The following is a 21,927-nucleotide window of genomic DNA, read 5'->3' on the forward strand; positions in this document are numbered from 1 at the left end:
GCAATATCTGTCTTATCCTCTTTCATCCGGACTATGACCGTCGGCTCCGGCATCTCACCGGATCTGCTGACCCCGACTCAGGTGTGAAACCAAAGTCGGGCGCTCGCGGGCTCCCCGAGTCAGATCGGGATACCGCCGGTGGGGAATTGCACCCCGCCCTGAGAATAAGCGCAGACAGCCTAAAGAAAAAAAACGCAGGATACCAGTCCAAAACCCATCAAAGATGAATACGGAACCGACCAGCGCCCGTAGACAACGACTTGACCCAAGGACGCACGGCGCGCTGTCTTTTCTGATTTTGTTTATGGCATAGTGCCTGAAAAAACGCGCTGCCTGCGCAGACTCAGGCGCCAACACCACAAACGGAATCATGACAGAGATGGAAAAGAAAATACTGCTGACGGATTGTCCGGACGCCAAGGGCCTCATCGCCAAGATCACCAACATCTGCTACAAGCACCAGCTCAACATCAACATGAACGACGAGTTCGTGGATCATGAAAACGGTCGCTTCTTCATGCGCACCGAGCTGGAGGGGCGTTTCAACGACGAGACCCTGCTGGCGGATCTGGATGATGCCCTGCCCGCCGGCGCCCAGCGCCGCCTGGTCAAGGCGGGCAAGAAGCGCATCGTCATCTTGGTGACCAAGGAGACCCACTGCCTCGGCGACATATTGATGAAGAACTATGCCGGGGCGCTGGACATGGACATAGTGGCGGTGATCGGCAACTACGATACGCTCGCCGAATTGACGGGCAAATTCGACATTCCGTTCCACACCGTCAGCCATGAGGACCTGAGCCGCACCGAACACGAGGAGCAGGTACGTGCCATCATAGACGGCTACCAGCCCGACTATGTGATCCTGGCCAAGTACATGCGAGTGCTGACCCCGAGCTTCGTCGAAGCCTATCCGCGCAAGATCCTCAATATCCACCACTCCTTCCTGCCCGCCTTCATCGGTGCCCGTCCCTACCGTCAGGCCTTCGATCGCGGAGTCAAGCTGATTGGCGCCACCGCCCACTTCGTCACCGACGATCTGGATGAAGGTCCCATCGTCGAGCAGGACGTGATCCATGTCGGTCACGCCTTCAGTGCCGATGACATGGCCAAAGCCGGTCGTGACGTGGAGAAATCCGTGCTGAGCCGCGCGCTGGAGCTGGTGCTCAACGAACGGGTGTTCGTCTACGGCAACAAGACGGTGGTGTTCAAGTAACCCACCCGCCGCACCACGCCAGAAACAACAAAGGCTCCCGAGGGAGCCTTTGTTGTTTCTGCCACCGACTTACAGCGGCAGGCCATTGATGGTCATGGCCCCCTTGTCGAGCTTCAGCTCGGCGGTCAGCCGGGCCTTGTCCGCCTGGAGATAGCCCATGGCGGCGAACTGTTCCAGCATGGGGGCAAGTTGCGGCACCGCTTTGCCCAGTTTGTCACTGAGATTGGCATGCATCAGGCCGGAGAGGGCATGCATTCCCTGTTCGCTATTGAACAGCTGTTCCAGCGAGGTGGATGCCAGCTTGACGTCCCCCTTCATGGAGACAGGCTCACCGTTGAGCTGGGCGCTCAAGTCCACCAGCTCCAGGGTCGCGCCGCGCTTGAGCAGCTTGTCCAGGGCTTGCTGGATGGCTTCATCTTCCACCCCTTGCCCGCTGGAGGCTTGCAGTGCCTGATAGCCTTCCAGATCCAGCCCTTTCAGATTCAGGGCCAGCTTGCTCTGGGTCAGCGCCAGATTATCGGTCTCGTTCTCCAGATTGAGAGTCTCCACCTTCATCTGATAGCTGCTGGAGAGGGTCTGGGCATCATCGCCTTCCAGTTGGGTTTCCGTGGTCAGGCCCTGCAGTGACACCTTGACGCTGTCTGGCAGCTGCACCGACAGCGCAGAGAGGGTCATGTCGCTACGGGGAGAGAGCCAGATCCCGCTGATCTCGGCCATGTCGGCGCTGCCCTTGAGCTCGGCCAGCACCATGTCCATCTTGCTCTGCTCTTCATGCAGTGTCATGCCCTGCCAGTGGAAGGTAACGTGACCGTTGCCATCCATATCGCCGCGGTAGTCACCCGTCATCGGCAGGAAACTGAACTCGTCGAGCCCCTGCTTGACCTTGAACTCGTTGGCCCAGAAGCGGCTGCTGTTGCTCATGGTCCAGAGGCTGCTGACCGACTCTATGCCAAACTGCCACTGCTCCAGCTTGAGGGCGCTGAACACAGTGGCCAGCGTGCCCTGCTTGGTGTCGAGCAGCATGTTGCTCTTGATATAGAGCGGCAGAATGCGACTGTTGACGATGAACTGCGCCTCGACCGGCTCGCTCCCTTCCAGCTGACCGTCCAGGCTGGCCAGAGTTTGCGGCGTGACCACCACCTTCAAGATGCCGTCACGGGTAAACAGGTTGCTGGCACCAGGCACCCAGCTCAGCTCGACGCCGCTCTCCTGCTTCACCTTGGCGATCTGCTCGTCCATGATGCGGTCAAACGTATTGCCCGTGTACCAGCAGGCACCCAGCCCACCCACTACCAAGGCCGCACACACGGCCAGCGTTACTCGCTTCTGCATTTTTATATGATTCTCCAAAGGCTCATTGCCGCACTCTACGGGGCGATATCGGGGCTAGGCAAGTCCAATTCAGCATCGACCGCAATTATGTAATGTCACAGCAAGGGACTGAACAGATAGAAGATGTTCTCCATTACCTTCTTGTACCTGGGACGATCGCGCCACTTGGCCAGGGACATGGGTGTCGCCTCCGTCATATAACCCTGTACCAGATGGGTCATCTCGGCGACAAAAAGCGGGTTGTCGATGAGCAGGGTCACCTCGAAGTTGAGCCAGAGGCTGCGTCTGTCCAGGTTTACCGTGCCCACCAGTGCGAAGTCGTCATCCACCAGCACGCTCTTGGTGTGAAGCAGTCCGGCATCGTAGCGATAGACTTCAACCCCGGCCTCCAGCAGCTCCTCCATGAAGGCATTGCAGGCATGGTTGGCCATGATGGAGTCATTGCGCGCAGGCAACACCAGTTGCACCTGCACCCCTCGCGCCGCCGCCGAGGAGAGCGCCGCCGCCAGGGGATCGTCCGGCACGAAATAGGGCGTGGTCAGCACCAGGTGGTGACGGGCCTGGTAGATGGCCAGCAACAGGCTCTGCTGGATGCAGTCACCGCCAACGAAGGGGCCGGACGGGATCAGCTGGGCCCGGTAGTTGCTCTGGGGCCAGGCTTCCGGATCATGCTGCAGGCTGTCGAGCAACCGCTCGCCGGTCTCCATCTCCCAATCCCAGACGAAGATGGACCACATCAGCGGCACCACGGGCCCCTGCACCCGGATCATGATATCGACCCACTGGCCTACCCCGGCGTTCTGCTTGAAGAAGCGGGGATCCACCATGTTCATGGAGCCGGTGTAACCCACCCTGTCATCGATCACCACCAGCTTGCGGTGCATGCGCAGATCCTGGCGCTGGAACGGGATGCGCCAGGCACCGACCGGCAGCACCTCCACCAGTTTGACCCCGGCCTTACGCAGCTTTTTGGGCCAGTGCGAGCGGAAAAACGTCTTGCTGCCCATGGAATCGAGCAGCAGACGACAATCCACGCCGCGCGCCGCCACTTCCATCAAGGCGTCGCACACATCGTCGGTATCGCCGCCCGGGTGCCAGATGTAGTACTCCAGATAGCAGGACTGGGAGGATTGGCGGATGTCGCGCGCTATCTCGCGCAGTATCGATTCGGGTTGGCTCAGCAAGGTCATGCGGTTGCCGGAGAGCATGGGCATGGCCAGCCGTCCCTGGATCAGATCGTGCAATGGCTGGGCCTTGCTGCCCACCTCGCAGCAGTGCTGGGGAAAGAGTCTCGCAAGCTGCCGGATCCAGATAGCGTAGGGGCGGTACATGGCCTTGGCCCGTTCTGCGCGGCGGCGACCGAGCCGGATCTCGCCAAACAGCACATAGAAGCCGACCCCGGCAAACGGGATGGCATAGATGAGCGCCAGCCAGGCCAGCGAGACGCCGATGGGGCGCCGCTTCATCACCACCCGCAAGGAGATCCCTGCCACGATCACGGTGTGAAATAGCAGCAGCAGCCAACCAAGAAACTGGGAAAACAGCAGCTGGATGTCGTACTCCAAACCGTTGATCAAGAGGACTCCTTTTACATCAGGGTAAATGCGGTGGGCAGACCCCACGGGGCCAGGATGGTATGCTGTGAAACACATCCATTCTATCAGGTCGTTAGCATGATCCTGCAATCTATGCTGCTCAGTCTGGCCATGCTAGGTCAAGGCTCATATGACATCAATGAGCAACAGATAAATCAGTACCTGCAATCCCAGGTACAAGTGAACAAACAGCTGGAATTACCCGGCATCATCAAGGCCCACGTACAGCTCGAGCAGAGCGACGTCCAGATCGGACGTCAGAGCCCGGATACCGCCCGTGTCTATGGCAAGGGAAAACTGAGGATCGCCCTGCCGGATCAGACCGAATACGATGCGCGTCTGAACATGACCTACGAGGCCAGACCACGCTATGACAAGGCTCAGAGCGCCCTCTTCCTCGACAACATCAAGTTGATTGAGTACAAGCTGGAACCGGAAGCGGCCCAGCAGAAGTTCGGCTTCATGCTGGGCATGCTGTTGCAAAGCATGGAGAAACGGCTGGAGACCCAGCCCGTCTATCGGCTGAACGACAAGGATCCGAACCAGGCCTGGCTGAAAGAGAATCTGCTGGGGCTTGAGTTGTCACCGGGCAAGATCCACCTGCTGACCAAGCCGCAGTGAGTCGTCAGTTGTAGACGGGAGTGTTGGCCTGACGCACCAGCAGCTCGATCTGGTAACCCTGTTCGCGCTGCTGGTCATAGAGAGAAAAGAGGGGGCCATCGAGCTCATGCAGGGGCAGGTCAGCAAAACCGGCCTTGAGGTAAAACGGCTTCTCGAATGGCAATGCCTGACACACCACTGGCTTGTCCACCAGATCACTGCAGGCATGTTGCAGCAAACGGGAGCCCAGCCCCAGTGACTGATAGTGGGGCAGCAACCGAAAACCGCACAGGTGGTAGTAATCCTGTTCGTCGCGCAGGCGTACGGCGCCCACCAGCCAGTGCGCATCGCGCACCACAAAGATACGCTCAGCCAGATCCGGCACGTAATGGGAGAAAGTCGTTTCGTAGTAGTCCCTGATCAGGGAAAGATCCGCATCACAGTACTCTTCGAACGTGAGTTCCATCGCCCGCTTGCTTATCACACCCGTTCCATCCTTGGCCGCTCGGCCAGTCTTCAAATGTCAGTGGCTGCCCGGAAAGAGATCCGACCAGACAAGTCAGCAAGATATCACGCCTTTTAGTAACAAAAAAGCCAGTAACCGCGCCTGTTTGTACACTTTTTAACACACTGCTGACCGCATAAATCACAGGCAATGCTACCACGGTATCCCAATGTGGGCACTGCTTGCTCGCGGCGATTAATTTTACGGCAAGGGACTATTTAATCGATAATAACTATATGATTTAAAATACAAAAATAACTTCGTAAACATTTATTAACAAGCCTGATGAGTTACACCCAGCCATAAAAAGCCTCAATCGAATAGCAATCTTGGTGTTTCACCCTATGGTGAAGCCTTGGCATAGCATAGCGCTGTCGTTGCCTGAGTGGGACAACCCCCACGCTGTCACCTCACCACTTTGCCAAGGAGATACCATGTTCAAACCCATCCCCTCCCTGCTGATGCTGGCACTGCTGCCCACCGCCAGCTGGGCCGGCGACATCCACATCCCGATTGCCCCCTACCACTTCACCCAGCAGCAGCTCAACGCCACCGGCGGCGCCACTGTGCCACTGGACGAGGCCCACTTCGTGTTTGGCGAGGCAGCCATGGCGTTCGATCTGCACGACTTTCTGCTGCAACAGGCGCCTCACCTGCTGCCCAAGGAGGAGGTGATCCTGCACTGGAGCGGCATTACCAGCCTCAACCCCCAGCTGCTGCTGGCCCTGATGGAGGCAAACAGCCAGCTCATCTCGGCCCCCTCCAAGCAAGCCATGGCGGCTCCCTTCGCCAAGCTGGTCAAGGCCCGGGGATTCGATAACCAGCTCGAACAGATGGCACGCCAGCTCTCCGAGCGCTTCTACCAGGCCAAAACCCAGTTGCGGCTGAGCCAGCGCAGCGTCCCTGCCCTCCCCCCGCTGGCGGCACACCAGGCCGCCCTGGGCAGTCTGCTCACTCCCCACGACCAGCAAGAGTTGAGCGAGCAGTGGCAGACCCTGTTTGGCAAGGAGGCCATGACGTCGCCCAAAGCCCCTGCTGCGGTTCCCTCGGCCCGGCTGGCCGGTGGCCAGTTCCAGCTGCCCTGGCGCCAGGGCTACAGCTGGAAGGTGAACGGCGCCCACTCCCATACCGGTTCGGGCTACCCCTACTCCTCCATCGACGTCTCCTACGACTGGCCAGGCTGGGGCGGTGCCACCTACACTGTCACCGCCGCCAACAGCGGCACTGTCACCGTCTTCTCCCGCTGCCAGGTGCGGATCACGGCCCCCAACGGCTGGGCCACCAACTACTACCACATGAGCGGCATCTCGGTACGCAGCGGCGACTATGTGGCGGCGGATACCCCCATAGGCACCTATGCCAGCAACCGCAACGAGGCCCTGTGCGAGGGCGGTTCCTCCACGGGTCCGCACCTGCACTTCTCCCTGCTCTACAACGGCGTGTTCCAGTCCCTGCAGGGGCAACGCCTGAGCAGCTATGCCGTCAACGTTGGCACCAGCAACTACGACGACAACTGCAACCGCTTCTGGCTGCAAAACAGCCGCAACGGCCAGCGCTTCTGTGCCTGGCAGCCACTCTACAACAACGGCCTCGACTGAGTTGCCGGTCACCCGCTGAAGTGATGGAAAAGTCAGTAATGACGGGGCCAGGCGGTTTTATGCAAGCCGTCACAGATCCGCACAGTCTGCTTTGAAAACGCTCACAAAACAGTCAAAAGGAGATTGCCGGCCCGAAGGGCCGGTGTGAGGCTCTGGGTGCCCACATGGGCACCCAAACAAGGACAGACAATAATGAAAAAAACAGCGGGAATCTGGGTGATCGCAGGCATGCTGATCGCCCCTCTGGCACACGCCGACGTCATACTGCACGCCTTCAACTGGCAATACAGCGAAGTCACCGCCAAGGCCGATCTCATCAAGGCCGCCGGCTACAAGCAGGTGCTCATCTCGCCGCCCCTCAAATCATCGGGCAACGAGTGGTGGGCACGCTATCAACCGCAGGATCTGCGCCTCATCGATACCCCCCTTGGCAACAAGCAGGATCTCGAGCAGCTGATCGCCGCCATGCAGGCAAGAGGCATAGCCGTCTATGCCGATATTGTGCTCAATCACATGGCCAACGAGAGCTGGAAGCGCAGCGATCTCAACTACCCCGGCAGCGAGCTGCTCGGTCAGTATGCGGCCAACCCCGCCTACTTCGAGCGCCAGAAGCTGTTCGGCGATCTCGGCCAGAACTTGCTGGCCGGATCGGATTTTCACCCCGAAGGCTGCATCACCGACTGGAGCGATCCGGGTCACGTCCAGTACTGGCGCCTGTGTGGCGGCGCCGGTGACAAGGGGCTGCCGGATCTTGATCCCAACAACTGGGTAGTAAGCCAGCAGCAGGCCTATCTCAAGGCGCTCAAGGGGATGGGGATCAAGGGCTTTCGGGTCGATGCGGTCAAGCACATGAGCGATTACCAGATCAATGCCGTGTTCACCCCAGAGATAAAACAGGGCATGCACGTCTTTGGCGAGGTGATCACCACGGGGGGCGCCGGCAGCACGGATTATGAACGCTTCCTCAAACCCTATCTCGACAACAGTGGTCAGGGGGCCTATGACTTTCCGCTGTTTGCCTCCCTGCGCGGGGCGCTCGGTTATGGCGGCAGCATGAGCCTGCTGGCCGACCCCGGTGCCTACGGTCAGGCCCTGCCGGGCAGCCGCGCCGTCACCTTCGCCATCACCCACGACATTCCCACCAACGATGGCTTTCGCTACCAGATCCTGAACCAGACCGACGAGAAGCTGGCCTATGCCTACCTGCTCGGTCGCGATGGTGGCTCGCCACTGGTCTATTCCGATCACGGCGAGACCCAGGCCAAGGATGGGCTGCGCTGGCAGGATTATTACCAGCGCGCGGATCTCAAAGGCATGATCCGCTTCCATAACGCCGTACAGGGGCAGCCCATGCAACTGGTCGGCAGCGGCGACTGCTTCGTGCTGTTCAAACGTGGCAAGCAGGGGCTGGTTGGTGTCAACAAGTGCGAGTACGAGCAGGAGTACTGGCTCGATACAGCCAAATTCGAGATGAACTGGTATCGCAATTACCGGGATGTGCTCGATCAAAACGCCGTCATCAATGTGCAGAGTCAGTGGGTGCGGGTCGCCATTCCCGCCCGCAGCGCCCGGCTCTGGCTGCAAGAATAAGGAGTATCGCCCTGCCAGGGGCCGCCACTGTGCGGCCCCGCTTGTTTACTCCGCCTATTTCAACCCGGCGCTCATCGGCGGCTTGTTCTGCCACCATCAGGATGCTTTACTCACAAGGCCAATCAGGCTGAAGGAGCAAGCCGTTGAAAGCATGGATGTTGATGGGGCTGATCCCGCTGTTTTCCCCGCCCGGCTGGGGCCGGACGCCACCGCCGGCGGAGGTGGTGATCCTGACCGCCGAGACCCAGGCTCCCCTTCACATTCCCAAGGCGGCGCCTGCCCCCAACGTGTCACCCTCCCCTGTTTCTGCACCGGCCCCAGCGCCTGCAAAAATCACGCAACCATCCGGCACTCGCCAGATCCAGGTCTACAAATCGGTGCAAAAAAATGGCGTGGTGCGCTATTCCGACATGATGCCGGATCAGGGTCACTATGAGTTGCTGCTGTTCAACGACTGCTACGCCTGCAACCCGGCCTCAAAGGTCAACTGGCACACCACGGGTCTCTTTCTCTATGACTATGCCAGCACCATACAGGCGGCGGCCAAGGCCTATCAGGTGGAGCCCGCGCTCATACGGGCGCTGATCCACGCAGAGTCTGCCTTCAACCCGCAAGCCATCTCTCGCAAGGGGGCCATGGGATTGACCCAGCTGATGCCCGCCACGGCCCGTGAGCTGGGGGTCGGTGATGCCCTGATGGCGGAGCAGAATATCTTTGGCGGGGTGAAATACCTGGCAGGTCTGCTCAAGCAATATGGCGGCAACATAGCGCTGGCGACCGCAGCCTACAACGCCGGGGCCGGTGCGGTGCAAAAACATGGGGGGATCCCCCCTTACGCCGAAACCCGCGCTTATGTGGAACGGGTGCAACTGCTGCACCTGCGCTACAAGGAGATGCTGAGCGCTCGGGGTCTTTGAATGCCTCCCCCCTGAAACGAAAAAACACGCCCGGGGGCGTGTCGATACCACACTTTTTCGTCACGGATCACGCTTTTGGTGCAATCACGCGATAGGCCAACGCACCCAGAATGGCACCGACGATCGGAGCAACCCAGAACAGCCACAGCTGGCTGACGGCCCAATCCCCCACAAACAGGGCGACCCCTGTGCTGCGCGCCGGGTTGACCGAGGTATTGGTTACCGGAATGCTGATGAGGTGGACAAGCGTCAGGCACAAACCGATGGCAATGGGGGCAAAACCGGCCGGTGCACGGCTGTCGGTGGCACCCATGATGACGAACAGGAAGAAGCCGGTCATGACCACTTCACACACCAGCGCCGCCAGCAGGCTGTAACCGCCCGGTGAGTGTTCGCCATAGCCGTTGGAGGCAAAACCGGCACTCACATCAAAGCCGGCCTGACCGCTGGCAATCACATAGAGCACGGCCGCGGCAGCAATCCCGCCCAATACCTGAGCGACTATGTAAGACAAGACGGCGGATGCCGGGAAGCGGCCACCGGCCCACAGCCCCAGTGTCACGGCCGGGTTCAGGTGACAACCTGAAATATGGCCGATGGCATAGGCCATGGTCAGTACAGTCAGACCAAATGCCAGCGCCACGCCCAGCAGGCCAATCCCCACGTTCGGGAAAGCGGCGGCCAAGACGGCACTGCCACAGCCCCCCAACACCAGCCAGAAGGTGCCCATAAACTCAGCTGCAAAAGGTTTCACATTTATATCTCCCAATGATGGATGGAACATGAGCCAGGGCTCATGAGGTCGCCGTTATTAAACGGGCGACACATTATGGGAGTGTGAAATAACAAGGCGAGGTGGGCCTGCCTTATTCCTGAAATGTGATGAGAATCACAAGTTATTGATTAATTGGGGGGATTGCCGTCAAGATGCAAACTGCACCAGACGGAGCTCATCCATGCCATGCGACAACTTGTGACATTGCTGACTCTTTTGACAACAAGTCAGCATGCGAGTGGATAAATGGCGCGGATAAACGAGGAGGGCGCACGGGCGCCCTCCTCTCACACTGGTCCTCAGACACAGCCAGCGTCGGCAGGATTCAGCGATAGCGGCCCCGCACCGAACTGGTGGCACGCCCCGCCATCTTGATCAGGCTCTGGCGGGTATGGAAGTGGCAGATAGCCACCCCCAGCGCATCCGCCGCATCCGCCTGGGGCGTGGCCGACAGCTTGAGCAGATGGGTCACCATGTGCTGCACCTGCTCCTTGGCGGCGCCACCCGTGCCCACCACCGCCTGCTTGATCTGGGTCGCCGAGTATTCGCTGACCGGCAGCAGGGCGTTGACCGCCGCGACTATGGCACTGCCCCTGGCCTGACCCAGCTTCAAGGCCGAATCGGCGTTGCGGGCCATGAAGACCCGCTCGATGGCGAACTCGTCGGGCTTGAACTGGGTGATGATCTCGCTCACCCCGTCATACACCTGCTTGAGGCGCGACGGCAGCTCGCCCAGGTCGGTGCGAATGCAGCCGGAGCCCAGGTATTCCGCCTTGCCTGCAACTATGCGGATAACGCCGTAGCCTGTGATCCGGGAACCCGGGTCTATGCCCAAAATAATGCTCATGACACTCTGTTGCTCTGAAGGCATTTCATGGGCGCCAAGATAGCAAACAAGCGCCCGCTTGGCTCGCGCGGCGGCGCCCTCGCCGGCTGACTGCGCAGGGATCCGTCATCTTGTACAGTGGTCTGCCTGTTCCTTCACCCGTGCGGGCCCGCAAAATCAGGCGCGGCAGGCGCAGGAGAAAAATCAGCCCGCCAGCGCCACCAGCCGCTCGGCCAGTCGATGGCCGTGCAGATAGCTCTCGATCAGAGTCCCATCGGCCTTGCCCACCTCGATTTGCCGATACCAGTGATCGAGCATAGCCACGAAGCCCCGCTGGGCCAGTACCGGCTGCCAGTCGTCCTGTGCCAGGGTCTGCACAGTTTTGTCTCGGGCAATCGTGCCCCGGGTGCAGTTTTCCAGGTGCAGGGAGAGGTTGTCGCCGTAAGCGTCGACACGCTCCTCCGTGATGCCGGCACTGCGGTTCATGCTGCCACTCACCGCCGTCTGCCCGCTTTGCCAGGCGACGCTCACTCCGGCCAGCAGCTCGGGCTGCTGACTGCTGCGCCGTAGCACAGCATGCAGATCCCCGGTAGGCAGGCCGCCATAGAAGCAGAGGCTGTCGAGCACATGGATAAAGTCGTCGAACAGGAACTGGCGCGGCAGCCCCGGCAAGGCGTGTCTGTGTTTTTGCCAGTTGAGTTCGGTGAGCGGCTGATTATCTGTACGGGCGGCGCTCATGGCGGGCAGATAGCGGCGGTTGAAGCCCACAAACAGCGGGCAATCCTGCGTCAGGGCCAAGTCGGCGAGTACCTCCACCTCGGCTGCGTTGTCACACAGGGGCTTGTCGACAAAGGTAGGGATACCGGCACGCAAGCACTGCTCGGCCAGCTCAAAGTGCACGGCGGTGGCGGCATGGATCATCACTGCATCCGGGCGGCTCGCGAGCAGCGCATCCACATCGGTAAAGCACTCGGGGATCCGGTATTGGCGAGACAGCTTGTCCAGCACCTCTGGGCTTCGGGTGCAGAGCAGCGGGGTCACCCGCTCGTCGCTGGCAATCAGCGGCAGATAGGCCTTCTGGGCGATATCACCAAGGCCAATCAAGGCAATGCGCATGGGAACTCCTTGTGATGGATGCGATAGCACAGGGTAACATTCGGTGCTTTCTATTCGAACTCTTTCCCCAGCCCTTTGGCCTGCTCCCTGGCATCCAACCATTTGCCCACTCTGGCCCCCAGCGCTGAGCAGAGCAGGGCGCTGACAATGGCCCCTATCATCCGGTTGGTCTCGGAGAGCGCTTTTGTCTCAACAAACTGGTAGGCAATCAGATTGAAAATAAGGATCCCGAGCAGCAGCCCCAGCCCGCTGCCCATCTTCTCTCTTCTGGATTTGGCTTTCACCGCCATCTATTGCTCCTGTGCAAGGGAGCCGACCATTCAATCCCCCCCTTATCCATAGGCCGAACAAGATAGCAAAGCCGCGCCTGCTTGCCCGTTTTTATCGCACCTGCTTAAGCGCTTTGATGACGCAGTTCAAAAAACGATGATTTTCTGATGGTTATCTCCGTTTTGTGCTCGCTGGCTCAGCTTCGTTTGACTTACCATAGCCATCCAGAACCTGTTGAACTGCGATAGGTTGTTATCAGCGCGGGTCAACGAAGCATATTGGAAGCTGTAATCCACGGGCGGTAGCGTGATTAAAATAAAGAAACATCAAACGTAAGACCAATAAATTTCCACATTCAATAAGGTAGTCATTAGAAATAAATATTTTACAAACAAGATTACAATATTAATTTCTATCTATCCATCTAAACTAATAGGCGTTAAAAAATTTAAAAAATATAACTCAACCCGAGTATCATATGGCTAATAAAATAAATGCTTTAGATAAACTATTTAAAAGCAGTAAGAAAAAACATCAAATTATAGAAAGAGCGTTTATCGAGCTCGAACCAAAATCTCTCATGACATTTTCTAAAGTGATGTATACTAAATTCCCTTTTAAAAATGCATTAAACATATCGAGCGCTATAGAAAATAGAACAATCAATAATTTTAATGGATTTATCCCAAGCTATATAAAATCAGCAAGTAATCTCTCCATATTTTATTATTTGATCGGCATTTTAAAAAGAAACCATCAAGCAATAACAAGTTTTATTAATTTAGAGAAAATTCTAGTTAATCATATCCTATATGGTTCAATTGATAGTGCATTAGAAATATTAGATGATATTGAAGCTAAGTTTGGATTGAGCTTTTGGAGTATTACACTGAGAAAAAGCTTAATAAATATAAATTCAGAGAAAGAGATTCTCACTAAAGAACCCGAATATTACAACACAATAGATGATATCTTAATAAAGGTTCACCAGAATAACATTGACGATATAAACTCTGGAAACTTAATTAATCCAGAACCTATGGATACTGAACCAACAAAAAACGAGCTTTATAGTTTTTACAATTACCGAGTCTTTGGATTATTAAGTGGCGAACAGACGTTTGATATTTTCCATGTTATAAAGTACGAACTAAACTCCACACTTATAGATTTATTTAAAGCATTTGAAGTGCTTTGCTATATCACAATTACAGGAATCCACAAGGGATATGAATCTTATTACAATGAGGTTTTATCATATATCTCATCTGTAGATCATTACCTTCTTAATAATGTTAATTATCATAATGAAATGTCCGATTATATACAAGCATTCTATGATAACTATACGTTAAACGACTATGATGCTGTGATTGGTTCACTATCAAAATATAAAGAGTTTGATCCATCAAGATTCAAGATTCTCTCAAAATCTCTTTCTTTCAAAGATAGTAAGCTGCCAGAAGATTGTCTTTATTTTATTCAATCTAATTTAATGGCTGATATATATTCAAAAAAGAATTATTTTCAAAGCTCTGTATGTAAATTATCAAACCTAAATCTATCCCTGAGAGGAATAACAATATTTAATATCATTAAGCACAGAATAAACATTGAATCAAAAGGATATTTCAATGAAATGGAAGCTCACATTCTAAGAGCTGAGCTACTATTATCTAAGGACAATACACCCTTAAAATCTGTCATTTTGTCAAATCATTTTTCTAATTATGAATATTTAAAATATGAGGGTGCAACCGCAAAGATTTTTATGAATAGAGGACAATTAAATCATAGAGAAAAAAATGAAAGAGAACTTAAATACCACATATTAGAGCTACTCAAAGAAAACAAGGTTCGTGAGGCATCAGATCACCTTAGTTGTAATATTTCATATAAAGATAATGAGTTATCTCAGCTTTTCATTAAAATAATGTCGATAAGCGGCAGCATAGAACAGGCATGCAACTATTTTTTAGATATATACAATAAATATCCTTCAGCGATAAATTATTTTATCACAAATGAATTTTACGCATCATTAGAGTCAAGTGTAAGAAATACACAAAAAATAGAAACTGCCATTTGTCTTTATTTATGCAAAGATAGCTTTGTTGATAGGAAAATGAATAATAATGCCACCGGCATTGCTATCGGAAAAGCAATCAGACATATGGGGCTGCAACACCCATCAGAATTACCACTAGATAAAAATAATTGGATGCATATTTTTTTCTTATCTGATGTGTGTGAGAAAGAATTACTGACAAAATCTTGGCTCTATAGAACTCAAAGTGAGGCTTATGATGAGCGGATCAGAATATGCAATATCTTAGTTAGCAATAAAATGGGAAATATTGACAAATTACTAAATGAATCAAAATTACTTTCTAAAAGAAAAGTTCTTGAAGTCGCCGAAAAACAAGTCAATAGTACAAAAATTTACGCTGACAAAGACTACATTATTAATAGTATTTGGGACCAACTAAACTCGTTATATAAAGATTTAGTAGAAAAAATAAATGATTCTGGTGATATATTAGATAATGAAATTGAAAAAGCTTTGAATAAATTAGCGCTTGAAAAAGTTGATATGAATACAATTACTTCATTAGGCCTAAATATTTTACCTGTTCACATAAGGCAGTATGTTTCACTTGGACGTGACTACAAATTAAAAACAACTTTTCAAATGATAAAAGCATATACAGAGGAATACTGTTTCGGTTTAAAAGGATTAAATACATATCTCAGTACAAGAATTCGACATGGCACACTTGAATCAACAATAACAAGCAACTTGGTAAGCAATGGGTTTTTACCAACTGATGATAATGATGAAGATAAACAATTCTATAGCATATTAAAGGATTCACCAGATGATTTAATAGCAGTTCTCAAAGAAAAGAGAATGGAATTTAAAGGAAGATTGTACCTAGTCATAAACGAGATAATTAATGACTGGGTTCAGATATGTATTGATGCTCCTAGCCCTACCATTCAAAAATTTAATTTCTATCTCACAGATTCAGATCTAATTAAAGTTGCTAAAAAAATTGAAGCATCACAAAGCTTCAATGAGTGCTGTACATACTTAGATGAGTTTATAGATGAAAAACTTTCTAATGGCTGTCTAAATATAATGTCAGACTTAGATATTAAGAGTAGAAGTGATATATTGAATCTATTCGATGAATTTGAAGGGTTTTTATATAAAATACAAAGTGACTATCATATTCCATTTGAGTTTCATAGACTTGTAACAAGCTCCAAGCAGCATGCGTTAAATCAGCTCGATGTCATAATTAATTGGTTTAGACTGAAGCAAGACTTCCATGAAGAAAATTATGATATGGAGATCGTGACTGGCATAATAAAGAACATGGTTCAAATAGAAAATATAAAACTTATAGATGATAGCAAAATAAAAATAACCTACGATATATTATCTTCATTTGTCGACATAATATACAACTTAGTTAACAATGCAATTAAATATTCTTATTTACATCCATCGAACGTTAAGATTGAAATAATATGCTCCTCCGACATACCTAGTAATAGCGTGAGAATTGAAATAAGAAATAATTGTGCATGCATGGAAAGTTTTGAACACAAAAATATTGAATTGAAAAAATATAGTGAGCACGTTTCGTCTGCAGATTTGAAAATGTTAATGCAACGAGAAGGGGGCAATACTGGGATTGCTAGGGTGAAAAGTGGTATACGTTATGAATTGAATGCCCGGGAAGATGTCACGTTATGCTACTTATCAAAAGATAACTTTTCCGCCTCAGTGTCATTCAAAAATGCAAAAGGATTGAGCTATGATTAAAATATTGATCATTGAAGATGATTTTTATAAGTCTAGCGCTATTTCAAATTACCTTAAAAATGAACTAGATATACCGGATGTTACATGTAAGGAATCTCTTGCAAGTGGTGTTTTTGAGATTTTAGATAATCCCGTTTACAACATTATTTTACTTGATATGAGTATGTCTACTTATGACATCTCCGAAAAAGATCCTGTGGGTGGTATACCTGAGAGTTTCGCTGGTGAAGATTTTTTAGCTCAAATGGATTTGCTCGGCTTTAGCATTCCCATCATTGTAATCACTCAATATGATACTTTTGGCGTCGGTGATGATGCATTCCCATTGAGAACTTTAGATAAAAAACTTTTTGATAAACATCCAAATATTTATAAAGGCTCAATATTTTTTCGTTCAACTTCTAATGAATGGAAAACTTTATTAAAGACAAAAATCTTTGAGGTGCTAAATTGAAAATTTTATTAGTTGAAGATAATTATGATAAATATCCAACTATAAACAAAGTTCTCGATGGTTTTGATTGTATTGAGTTTACGAAAGTAGTCTCAGTTGCCGATGCACTACAAAAGTTAAGCAATGAACTATTTGATGTTATGATCATTGATGTACAGATACCTGATATCGATGGCGGTGATATTAATCCACAAGGAGGGATAGAGTTATTAAGGACTGTGGAATTCCTATCACATTCAAAAATACCAAGATACATTTTTGGTTTGACATCAAATGCCTCCGATGTAGCATTACATAGTGCCTTTTTTAAAACTTGTGGCTGGCTGTTATTTGATGTAAAGAATGATTATGATTGCTGGAAAGAACTACTTATTTCCAAGGCTAAGGCAATAGAGAATAACTCGAATTATATCACCGTTGATGTGGCAATTATCACCGCATTAGAAGATACGGAACTTGAAGAATTATTGAAATTAAATCCAAATAATTCTTCATTTTTTATTGATGGCTATAAATATTATTTTTATGAAATAACTACAGCAAAAGGTTTAAGACGAAGGATCGTCTCTGCTGCTGCAGAAAAAATGGGGGTCACTTGGTCATCACAAGTTGCAACAAGAGTCATAGAGAAATTCAAGCCAAAAATGCTACTTATGACTGGTATTTGTGCTGGCGTTGCAGGTAAAACCACATTGGGAGACGTTATTATTGGAGATCCAGTCTGGGACTGGGGAGCAGGGAAGATTGCCGAGGATGAAAGTGGTAAGGTTATCTTTTTACCTGACCCTCATCAACTAGATCTCAACAGAAAAGTACGAGAGAGTTTTCGAGCTATATCGCAAGACAAAGCTTTTCTACAATCCTTAGTTTTATCTTGGAAAAGAAATGACATCACCGTCATTCCACAAATAAAAATTGCACCAATGGCTTGTGGCTCTTCTGTAATCGCGACTCAAGCTACCGTAGCCGATATAGTAGAAAAACATCGGAAAGTGACAGCCATTGAAATGGAGTCATATGCAATAATGGCTACAGCTGCATCTTATGATATCTATGGAGCAGTAATAAAATCAGTCTGTGATATGGGTGATAAACATAAGGCCGACGATATACAAAATTATTGTGCATACACAAGCGCATCTGTAGCCATGAATTTCATCATAAATAAGCTTGATGATTTAATATAATTTTTTTGATTTTTGTTATAAAGCTGATTGAAATCATATAAAAGGGGGGCATAATGCCTCCCTTTTTATTTCTATCACTTTCCCAATCAGAAAACTCACCGCGCTGGTCGCTTGGCTCCATTACTCTTGGCCGCAGGCTTGCCGCCCTGGGCTGCCGCTTTGGCGCTTGGATTAGCGGTGCCAGCGCGAGTAGGGGCTTTACCCTTGTGCACTGGTTTCCCGAGCGGTTTGCAATTGCCTTTACCGCTCTTGTTTACAGCAGGAGCATCGCTGCGGGTGTCACGGTTTCCACGTTCGTTGTCAAAAAGGTGGGTGTCCCAGTTTTTCTATTTCTTATCGCTTATCTTCGTTGTGAAATTAGCTGGACAAGACTGTTTAATCCATTGAATATTCTAAGAATCTCTTTCATTGCTTTACTATGGTCTAAGGCGATGGGAAAAATCTATAGATGTTGGGTTTGACAAGGATTTTTATGCAACTTTTAGATGATTTTAAAAAACACACGGCGCTTGCTTTACTCTTTCTTTCTACAGGTTTTATAGCCGGGTTAGGAGCATACAAGTACGTTTCAGGTTTTTTTAATGCTGATGTCGTTTTACACGATTCGTATATTTATAAATCGGATATTGAAAAAACACATGTGCCCATCGAAAGGTATACATATGTTTCGGAAGAACTTGATAGAACAAAGTTTCAGAATGAAAGCTTGAAAAAACAACAAACCCAGCTCTTAGAATCACAAAGTTCAATGTCAATATCTATATGCCAAAGATATGCCTCCGAAGCAAATTTCATAATACTTAAACAGCAAACGGCTGAGAGTTCTATACAATCAGCACTTTCGCTTTATAGTGGCATATATAAAAAAGATGATGACCAACTACGGGCGGATGAACGTCTTGTCGAAGAGCTGCGGAGGTACTCAGAGCTTTTGAATCAGCAATTAATTCAAGTGCGGGGGGAAATTTCTAAGTGTGGAAAATAGTCTCAATAATATGCTCGATTGATAAAAGTAAAAAGGCGACTATCTGGTCGCCTTCTTTATTTCTATCACTCTCCAATCAGAAAACTCACCGAGCCGGTCGCTTGGCGCCATTGCCTTTCGGCGCAGGCTTGCCGCCTTGGGCTACAGGTTTGGCTGAGCCAGCGCGAGTCGGGGTTTTACCCTTGTGCATGGGTTTCCCCTGCCCTGCTGGTTTGCCCTGACCTGCGCCTTGGGCTGAGGGTTTGCCGTTAGCACCCGTACCTTTACCAAACTGGGCACCGACCGGTTTGCCATTGCCCGCCTTGCCACCCTTGTTGGCTGGAGCTTCGCTACGAGTGCCCTTATTGCCTTGCGGCGCGGTCGCCGAGGCGCCCTGTGCAGCGCCTTTACCGGTAGAAGCCTTGCCCGCGCCATTACCCCGCTGGTGAACAATGTTGCTGTGGCGGGTCAGGGCCGGTTTCAGCCCCTTGTTGATGCTGCGCGACGCCACCGCCTCGCCGCGTCCTTCCGGCGGCACCAGGCAGTTGGGGCCGTTGCCGATCAGGTGACCCTTGCCCATTTCCAGCAGGGCTTCGCGGATCATGGGCCAGCCAGCCGGATCGTGGTAGCGCAGCAGCGCCTTGTGCAGGCGGCGACGGCGTTCCCCTTTCACCACGAACACGTCCCCGCCCTGGCGGCTCACCTTGTTGAGGGGGTTTTTCTCGGTGTAATACATGGTGGTCGCGTTGGCGAGCGGCGACGGGTAGAAGTTCTGCACCTGATCGAGCTTGAAGTTGTTGGTCTTGACCCAGAGCGCCATGTTCACCATGTCTTCATCCGTGGTGCCCGGATGGGCGGAGATGAAGTAGGGGATCAGGTACTGCTGCTTGCCCGCCTCTTTGGAATACTTGTCGAACAGCTCCTTGAAGCTGTAGTAGCTGCCCATGCCCGGCTTCATCATCTTGGAGAGCGGCCCCTCCTCGGTGTGCTCGGGGGCAATCTTGAGGTAGCCGCCGACGTGGTACTTGGCCAGCTCCTTGATGTAGCGCGGATCTTCCACCGCTATGTCGTAACGCACCCCGGAGGCGATCAGTATCTTCTTGATCCCCTTCACATCCCGCGCCTTGCGATAGAGGTTGATGGTCGGGGTATGGTCGGTATCCATGTGCGGGCATATGGTCGGCCAGACGCAGGAGGCACGGCGACAGGTCTGCTCGGCCCTGGGGCTCTTGCAGCGCAACTTGTACATGTTGGCGGTGGGGCCGCCCAGATCCGAAATGACGCCGGTGAAGCCCGGCACCTTGTCGCGGATCTCTTCGATTTCTTTGATGATCGACTCTTCCGAGCGGCTCTGGATGATGCGCCCCTCGTGCTCCGTGATAGAGCAGAAGGAGCAGCCGCCGAAGCAGCCGCGCATGATGTTGACCGAGGTCTTGATCATCTCGTAGGCCGGGATCTTCTCCTTGCCATAGGCCGGGTGCGGCACCCGCTGATACGGCAGGCCGAACACGCCGTCCATCTCGTCGGTTTCCAGCGGGAAGGCGGGCGGGTTGACCCAGACGATGCGATCGCCGTGGGCCTGGGAGAGCGCGCGGGCGCAGCCCGGGTTGGTCTCGTGGTGCAAAATGCGCGACGCATGGGCGTAGAGCACCTTGTCTTCCTTCACCCGCTCGAACGCCGGCAGCTTCACATAGGTTTTTTCCCATGGCTTCTGCTTGGGTGGCTGCACCAATACAGGCTTGGCCTCCTGCTCCACCGGCGCAGTGCCTTCGTCATCCGAGCAGGGCGCCCCTTCCATATAGGGGTTCATGATGGGGTCGATGCGGCCGATCTGATCCAGCTTGCTCGAATCCACCCCGCGCCACTCGGGCAGCGGCTCCTTGCGGATCACGGCGGTGCCGCGAATATCCTGCATGGTGTCGATGGTCTCGCCATTGGCGATGCGGTGCGCCACCTCGATCAGCGGCCGCTCGGCGTTGCCGTAGATGAGGATGTCGGCCTTGGCATCGAGCAGGATGGAGCGACGTATGGTCTCGGACCAGTAGTCGTAATGGGCGATGCGGCGCAGCGACGCCTCTATGCCGCCTATGACCACCGGCACCTCTTTGAAAGCTTCTTTACAGCGCTGGGTATAGACCAGGGTGGCGCGGTCGGGCCGCTTGCCGCCTATGTCTCCCGGTGTGTAGGCATCGTCGTGGCGCAGCTTCTTGTCGGAGGTGTAGCGGTTAATCATGGAGTCCATGTTGCCCGCCGTCACCCCGTAGAAAAGGTTGGGTTTGCCCAGACGCATGAAGTCATCCTTCGATGACCAGTCCGGCTGGGCAATGATGCCGACCCGAAAGCCCTGGGATTCCAGCATGCGGCCTATGACCGCCATGCCGAAACTCGGGTGATCCACATAAGCGTCACCGGTCACCAGGACTATGTCACAGCTGTCCCAGCCGAGTTTGTCCATCTCCGCTCTGGACATGGGCAGGAAGGGCGCCGTGCCGTAGCACTCGGCCCAGTAGCGGGGATAGGAGAAAAGGTGGGTAACCGGCTGCATTTTGAACACCTGGAACAATTCGGGTCGCGCATTATACCGGCAGAGCAGAGCGGGGGCGATGGCTTTTTGCCCCTACAGAGCAAGGGGGAAAGGCGAGCCAGTGACTGGCTCGCCTCAATAACGCGGGGTTGAACGGGATCAGGCCAGGACGCGGGCCAGCACTATGCGGCTGTAATGGCGCTGCAGCAGCTGATAACCACCGAGCAGACACCAGACTAGGGCTGGCGCCAGGAAGATGGGGTGAGTGGCCAGACGCAGCATCAGCAAACCCAGCAAGATCAGCGCGAACGGGCGGATCTCGTAGAGCCAGAGCGGCCAGCCCTGCTTGCGGGCAGGGAGTGGCTTGTCGATGCGCCTATGGGCACTGCGCCTGAACCAGGCCAGGGAACCGGCCAGATAGAACGCCAGTCCGGCCAGCAGCAGACCCGGTTGCTCGGCAACCCCCAGCAGCAGCAAACCGCTGCCCATATAGGCAAAAGGCAGCGGCTCATAGATAGCAGATGGCAACATAGCTCACCTCAAGGTTAAAACTGGTTACATATTAACCGTCGGCTGCCGTGATACCATCCGCTTTCTGCGGCTTGCACCTATATGGGTGTAGG

Annotated in this window: 19 protein-coding genes and 1 riboswitch; of the genes, 10 read left to right on the forward strand and 9 right to left on the reverse strand. The window is 52.3% G+C overall.

The window, feature by feature from the left end:
- Positions 1-10: 10 nt before the first annotated feature.
- Positions 11-170, reverse strand: a riboswitch (FMN riboswitch).
- Between the two features lie 209 nt (positions 171-379).
- Entirely contained in the window at positions 380-1,216 is an 837-nt protein-coding gene (gene purU / locus AC1P02_RS20860) for a formyltetrahydrofolate deformylase (protein ID WP_011898492.1), read from the forward strand.
- A 69-nt stretch (positions 1,217-1,285) separates the two neighbouring features.
- On the opposite strand, the gene AC1P02_RS20865 is transcribed toward purU, so the two are convergent.
- Positions 1,286-2,548 carry a DUF945 family protein gene (locus tag AC1P02_RS20865; RefSeq protein WP_485183237.1) on the reverse strand — a complete coding sequence of 421 codons (1,263 nt, stop codon included), beginning with the start codon at positions 2,546-2,548 and terminating at the stop codon, positions 1,286-1,288.
- Positions 2,549-2,643: 95 nt separating this feature from the next.
- Positions 2,644-4,125 carry a cardiolipin synthase gene (gene cls / locus AC1P02_RS20870; protein WP_021138398.1) on the reverse strand — a complete coding sequence of 494 codons (1,482 nt, stop codon included), beginning with the start codon at positions 4,123-4,125 and terminating at the stop codon, positions 2,644-2,646.
- A 96-nt stretch (positions 4,126-4,221) separates the two neighbouring features.
- On the opposite strand from cls, the gene AC1P02_RS20875 reads away from it, so the two are divergent.
- Complete coding sequence (locus tag AC1P02_RS20875) at positions 4,222-4,764, forward strand: YceB family lipoprotein (RefSeq protein WP_005316771.1); 543 nt, start codon at positions 4,222-4,224, stop codon at positions 4,762-4,764.
- Positions 4,765-4,768: 4 nt separating this feature from the next.
- On the opposite strand, the gene AC1P02_RS20880 is transcribed toward AC1P02_RS20875, so the two are convergent.
- The gene (locus tag AC1P02_RS20880; RefSeq protein WP_005316773.1) at positions 4,769-5,209 is read right to left on the reverse strand and encodes a GNAT family N-acetyltransferase; all 441 of its coding nucleotides are present in this window, start codon (positions 5,207-5,209) and stop codon (positions 4,769-4,771) included.
- Between the two features lie 473 nt (positions 5,210-5,682).
- Here AC1P02_RS20880 and AC1P02_RS20885 point away from each other — a divergent pair, with 473 nt between their 5' ends.
- The 3 genes from AC1P02_RS20885 (at position 5,683) to AC1P02_RS20895 (ending at position 9,353) form a co-directional block, all read left to right on the forward strand.
- Positions 5,683-6,846: a M23 family metallopeptidase gene (locus tag AC1P02_RS20885; protein WP_485183241.1), complete on the forward strand. Its 1,164-nt coding sequence runs from the start codon at positions 5,683-5,685 to the stop codon at positions 6,844-6,846.
- A gap of 192 nt (positions 6,847-7,038) precedes the next feature.
- Positions 7,039-8,436 carry an alpha-amylase family protein gene (locus AC1P02_RS20890; RefSeq protein ID WP_271787787.1) on the forward strand — a complete coding sequence of 466 codons (1,398 nt, stop codon included), beginning with the start codon at positions 7,039-7,041 and terminating at the stop codon, positions 8,434-8,436.
- A gap of 155 nt (positions 8,437-8,591) precedes the next feature.
- A complete protein-coding gene (locus AC1P02_RS20895) occupies positions 8,592-9,353 on the forward strand; it encodes a lytic transglycosylase domain-containing protein (RefSeq protein ID WP_219592410.1) in 762 nt (253 codons plus the stop codon).
- 67 nt (positions 9,354-9,420) lie between these two features.
- On the opposite strand, the gene aqpZ is transcribed toward AC1P02_RS20895, so the two are convergent.
- From aqpZ to AC1P02_RS20915, 4 genes are all read right to left on the reverse strand, one after another.
- Positions 9,421-10,107, reverse strand: a complete 687-nt coding sequence (gene aqpZ, locus AC1P02_RS20900) for an aquaporin Z (protein ID WP_485183243.1) — start codon at positions 10,105-10,107, stop codon at positions 9,421-9,423.
- Positions 10,108-10,453: 346 nt separating this feature from the next.
- Entirely contained in the window at positions 10,454-10,975 is a 522-nt protein-coding gene (ruvC, locus tag AC1P02_RS20905) for a crossover junction endodeoxyribonuclease RuvC (RefSeq protein WP_017412842.1), read from the reverse strand.
- A 183-nt stretch (positions 10,976-11,158) separates the two neighbouring features.
- A complete protein-coding gene (locus tag AC1P02_RS20910; protein WP_485183245.1) occupies positions 11,159-12,070 on the reverse strand; it encodes a Gfo/Idh/MocA family protein in 912 nt (303 codons plus the stop codon).
- Positions 12,071-12,120: 50 nt separating this feature from the next.
- The gene (locus AC1P02_RS20915) at positions 12,121-12,360 is read right to left on the reverse strand and encodes a hypothetical protein (RefSeq protein WP_485183247.1); all 240 of its coding nucleotides are present in this window, start codon (positions 12,358-12,360) and stop codon (positions 12,121-12,123) included.
- Positions 12,361-12,818: 458 nt separating this feature from the next.
- Here AC1P02_RS20915 and AC1P02_RS20920 point away from each other — a divergent pair, with 458 nt between their 5' ends.
- From AC1P02_RS20920 to AC1P02_RS20940, 5 genes are read left to right on the forward strand one after another with little or no spacing between them, the layout of a single operon-like run.
- Complete coding sequence (locus AC1P02_RS20920) at positions 12,819-16,175, forward strand: hypothetical protein (protein WP_485183249.1); 3,357 nt, start codon at positions 12,819-12,821, stop codon at positions 16,173-16,175.
- Positions 16,168-16,629, forward strand: a complete 462-nt coding sequence (locus AC1P02_RS20925) for a response regulator (protein ID WP_485183251.1) — start codon at positions 16,168-16,170, stop codon at positions 16,627-16,629. Before AC1P02_RS20920 ends, AC1P02_RS20925 begins: the two co-directional genes overlap by 8 nt.
- Complete coding sequence (locus AC1P02_RS20930; protein WP_485183253.1) at positions 16,626-17,816, forward strand: phosphorylase family protein; 1,191 nt, start codon at positions 16,626-16,628, stop codon at positions 17,814-17,816. The genes AC1P02_RS20925 and AC1P02_RS20930 overlap by 4 nt, the downstream gene beginning before the upstream one ends.
- A gap of 53 nt (positions 17,817-17,869) precedes the next feature.
- Positions 17,870-18,277: a hypothetical protein gene (locus tag AC1P02_RS20935; RefSeq protein ID WP_485183255.1), complete on the forward strand. Its 408-nt coding sequence runs from the start codon at positions 17,870-17,872 to the stop codon at positions 18,275-18,277.
- Positions 18,278-18,288: 11 nt separating this feature from the next.
- The gene (locus AC1P02_RS20940) at positions 18,289-18,801 is read left to right on the forward strand and encodes a hypothetical protein (RefSeq protein ID WP_485183257.1); all 513 of its coding nucleotides are present in this window, start codon (positions 18,289-18,291) and stop codon (positions 18,799-18,801) included.
- Positions 18,802-18,886: 85 nt separating this feature from the next.
- Here AC1P02_RS20940 and AC1P02_RS20945 read toward each other — a convergent pair whose 3' ends face one another.
- On the reverse strand, positions 18,887-21,325 hold the full coding sequence (locus AC1P02_RS20945) for a YgiQ family radical SAM protein (protein WP_485183259.1): 2,439 nt from the start codon (positions 21,323-21,325) through the stop codon (positions 18,887-18,889).
- 138 nt (positions 21,326-21,463) lie between these two features.
- Positions 21,464-21,835, reverse strand: a complete 372-nt coding sequence (locus AC1P02_RS20950; RefSeq protein WP_021138812.1) for a hypothetical protein — start codon at positions 21,833-21,835, stop codon at positions 21,464-21,466.
- Between the last annotated feature and the right edge of the window lie 92 nt (positions 21,836-21,927).

The organism is Aeromonas sp. TS_SC_11 (assembly GCF_057318915.1).

Coding starts and splice junctions, on each gene's coding strand:
- purU (WP_011898492.1), top strand. CDS start 380: ATGGAAAAGAAAATACTGCTGACGGATTGTCCGGACGCCAAGGGCCTC.
- AC1P02_RS20865 (WP_485183237.1), bottom strand. CDS start 2,548: ATGCAGAAGCGAGTAACGCTGGCCGTGTGTGCGGCCTTGGTAGTGGGT.
- AC1P02_RS20875 (WP_005316771.1), top strand. CDS start 4,222: ATGATCCTGCAATCTATGCTGCTCAGTCTGGCCATGCTAGGTCAAGGC.
- AC1P02_RS20880 (WP_005316773.1), bottom strand. CDS start 5,209: ATGGAACTCACGTTCGAAGAGTACTGTGATGCGGATCTTTCCCTGATC.
- AC1P02_RS20885 (WP_485183241.1), top strand. CDS start 5,683: ATGTTCAAACCCATCCCCTCCCTGCTGATGCTGGCACTGCTGCCCACC.
- AC1P02_RS20890 (WP_271787787.1), top strand. CDS start 7,039: ATGAAAAAAACAGCGGGAATCTGGGTGATCGCAGGCATGCTGATCGCC.
- AC1P02_RS20895 (WP_219592410.1), top strand. CDS start 8,592: ATGTTGATGGGGCTGATCCCGCTGTTTTCCCCGCCCGGCTGGGGCCGG.
- ruvC (WP_017412842.1), bottom strand. CDS start 10,975: ATGAGCATTATTTTGGGCATAGACCCGGGTTCCCGGATCACAGGCTAC.
- AC1P02_RS20910 (WP_485183245.1), bottom strand. CDS start 12,070: ATGCGCATTGCCTTGATTGGCCTTGGTGATATCGCCCAGAAGGCCTAT.
- AC1P02_RS20915 (WP_485183247.1), bottom strand. CDS start 12,360: ATGGCGGTGAAAGCCAAATCCAGAAGAGAGAAGATGGGCAGCGGGCTG.
- AC1P02_RS20920 (WP_485183249.1), top strand. CDS start 12,819: ATGGCTAATAAAATAAATGCTTTAGATAAACTATTTAAAAGCAGTAAG.
- AC1P02_RS20925 (WP_485183251.1), top strand. CDS start 16,168: ATGATTAAAATATTGATCATTGAAGATGATTTTTATAAGTCTAGCGCT.
- AC1P02_RS20935 (WP_485183255.1), top strand. CDS start 17,870: ATGCCTCCCTTTTTATTTCTATCACTTTCCCAATCAGAAAACTCACCG.
- AC1P02_RS20940 (WP_485183257.1), top strand. CDS start 18,289: ATGCAACTTTTAGATGATTTTAAAAAACACACGGCGCTTGCTTTACTC.
- AC1P02_RS20945 (WP_485183259.1), bottom strand. CDS start 21,325: ATGCAGCCGGTTACCCACCTTTTCTCCTATCCCCGCTACTGGGCCGAG.
- AC1P02_RS20950 (WP_021138812.1), bottom strand. CDS start 21,835: ATGTTGCCATCTGCTATCTATGAGCCGCTGCCTTTTGCCTATATGGGC.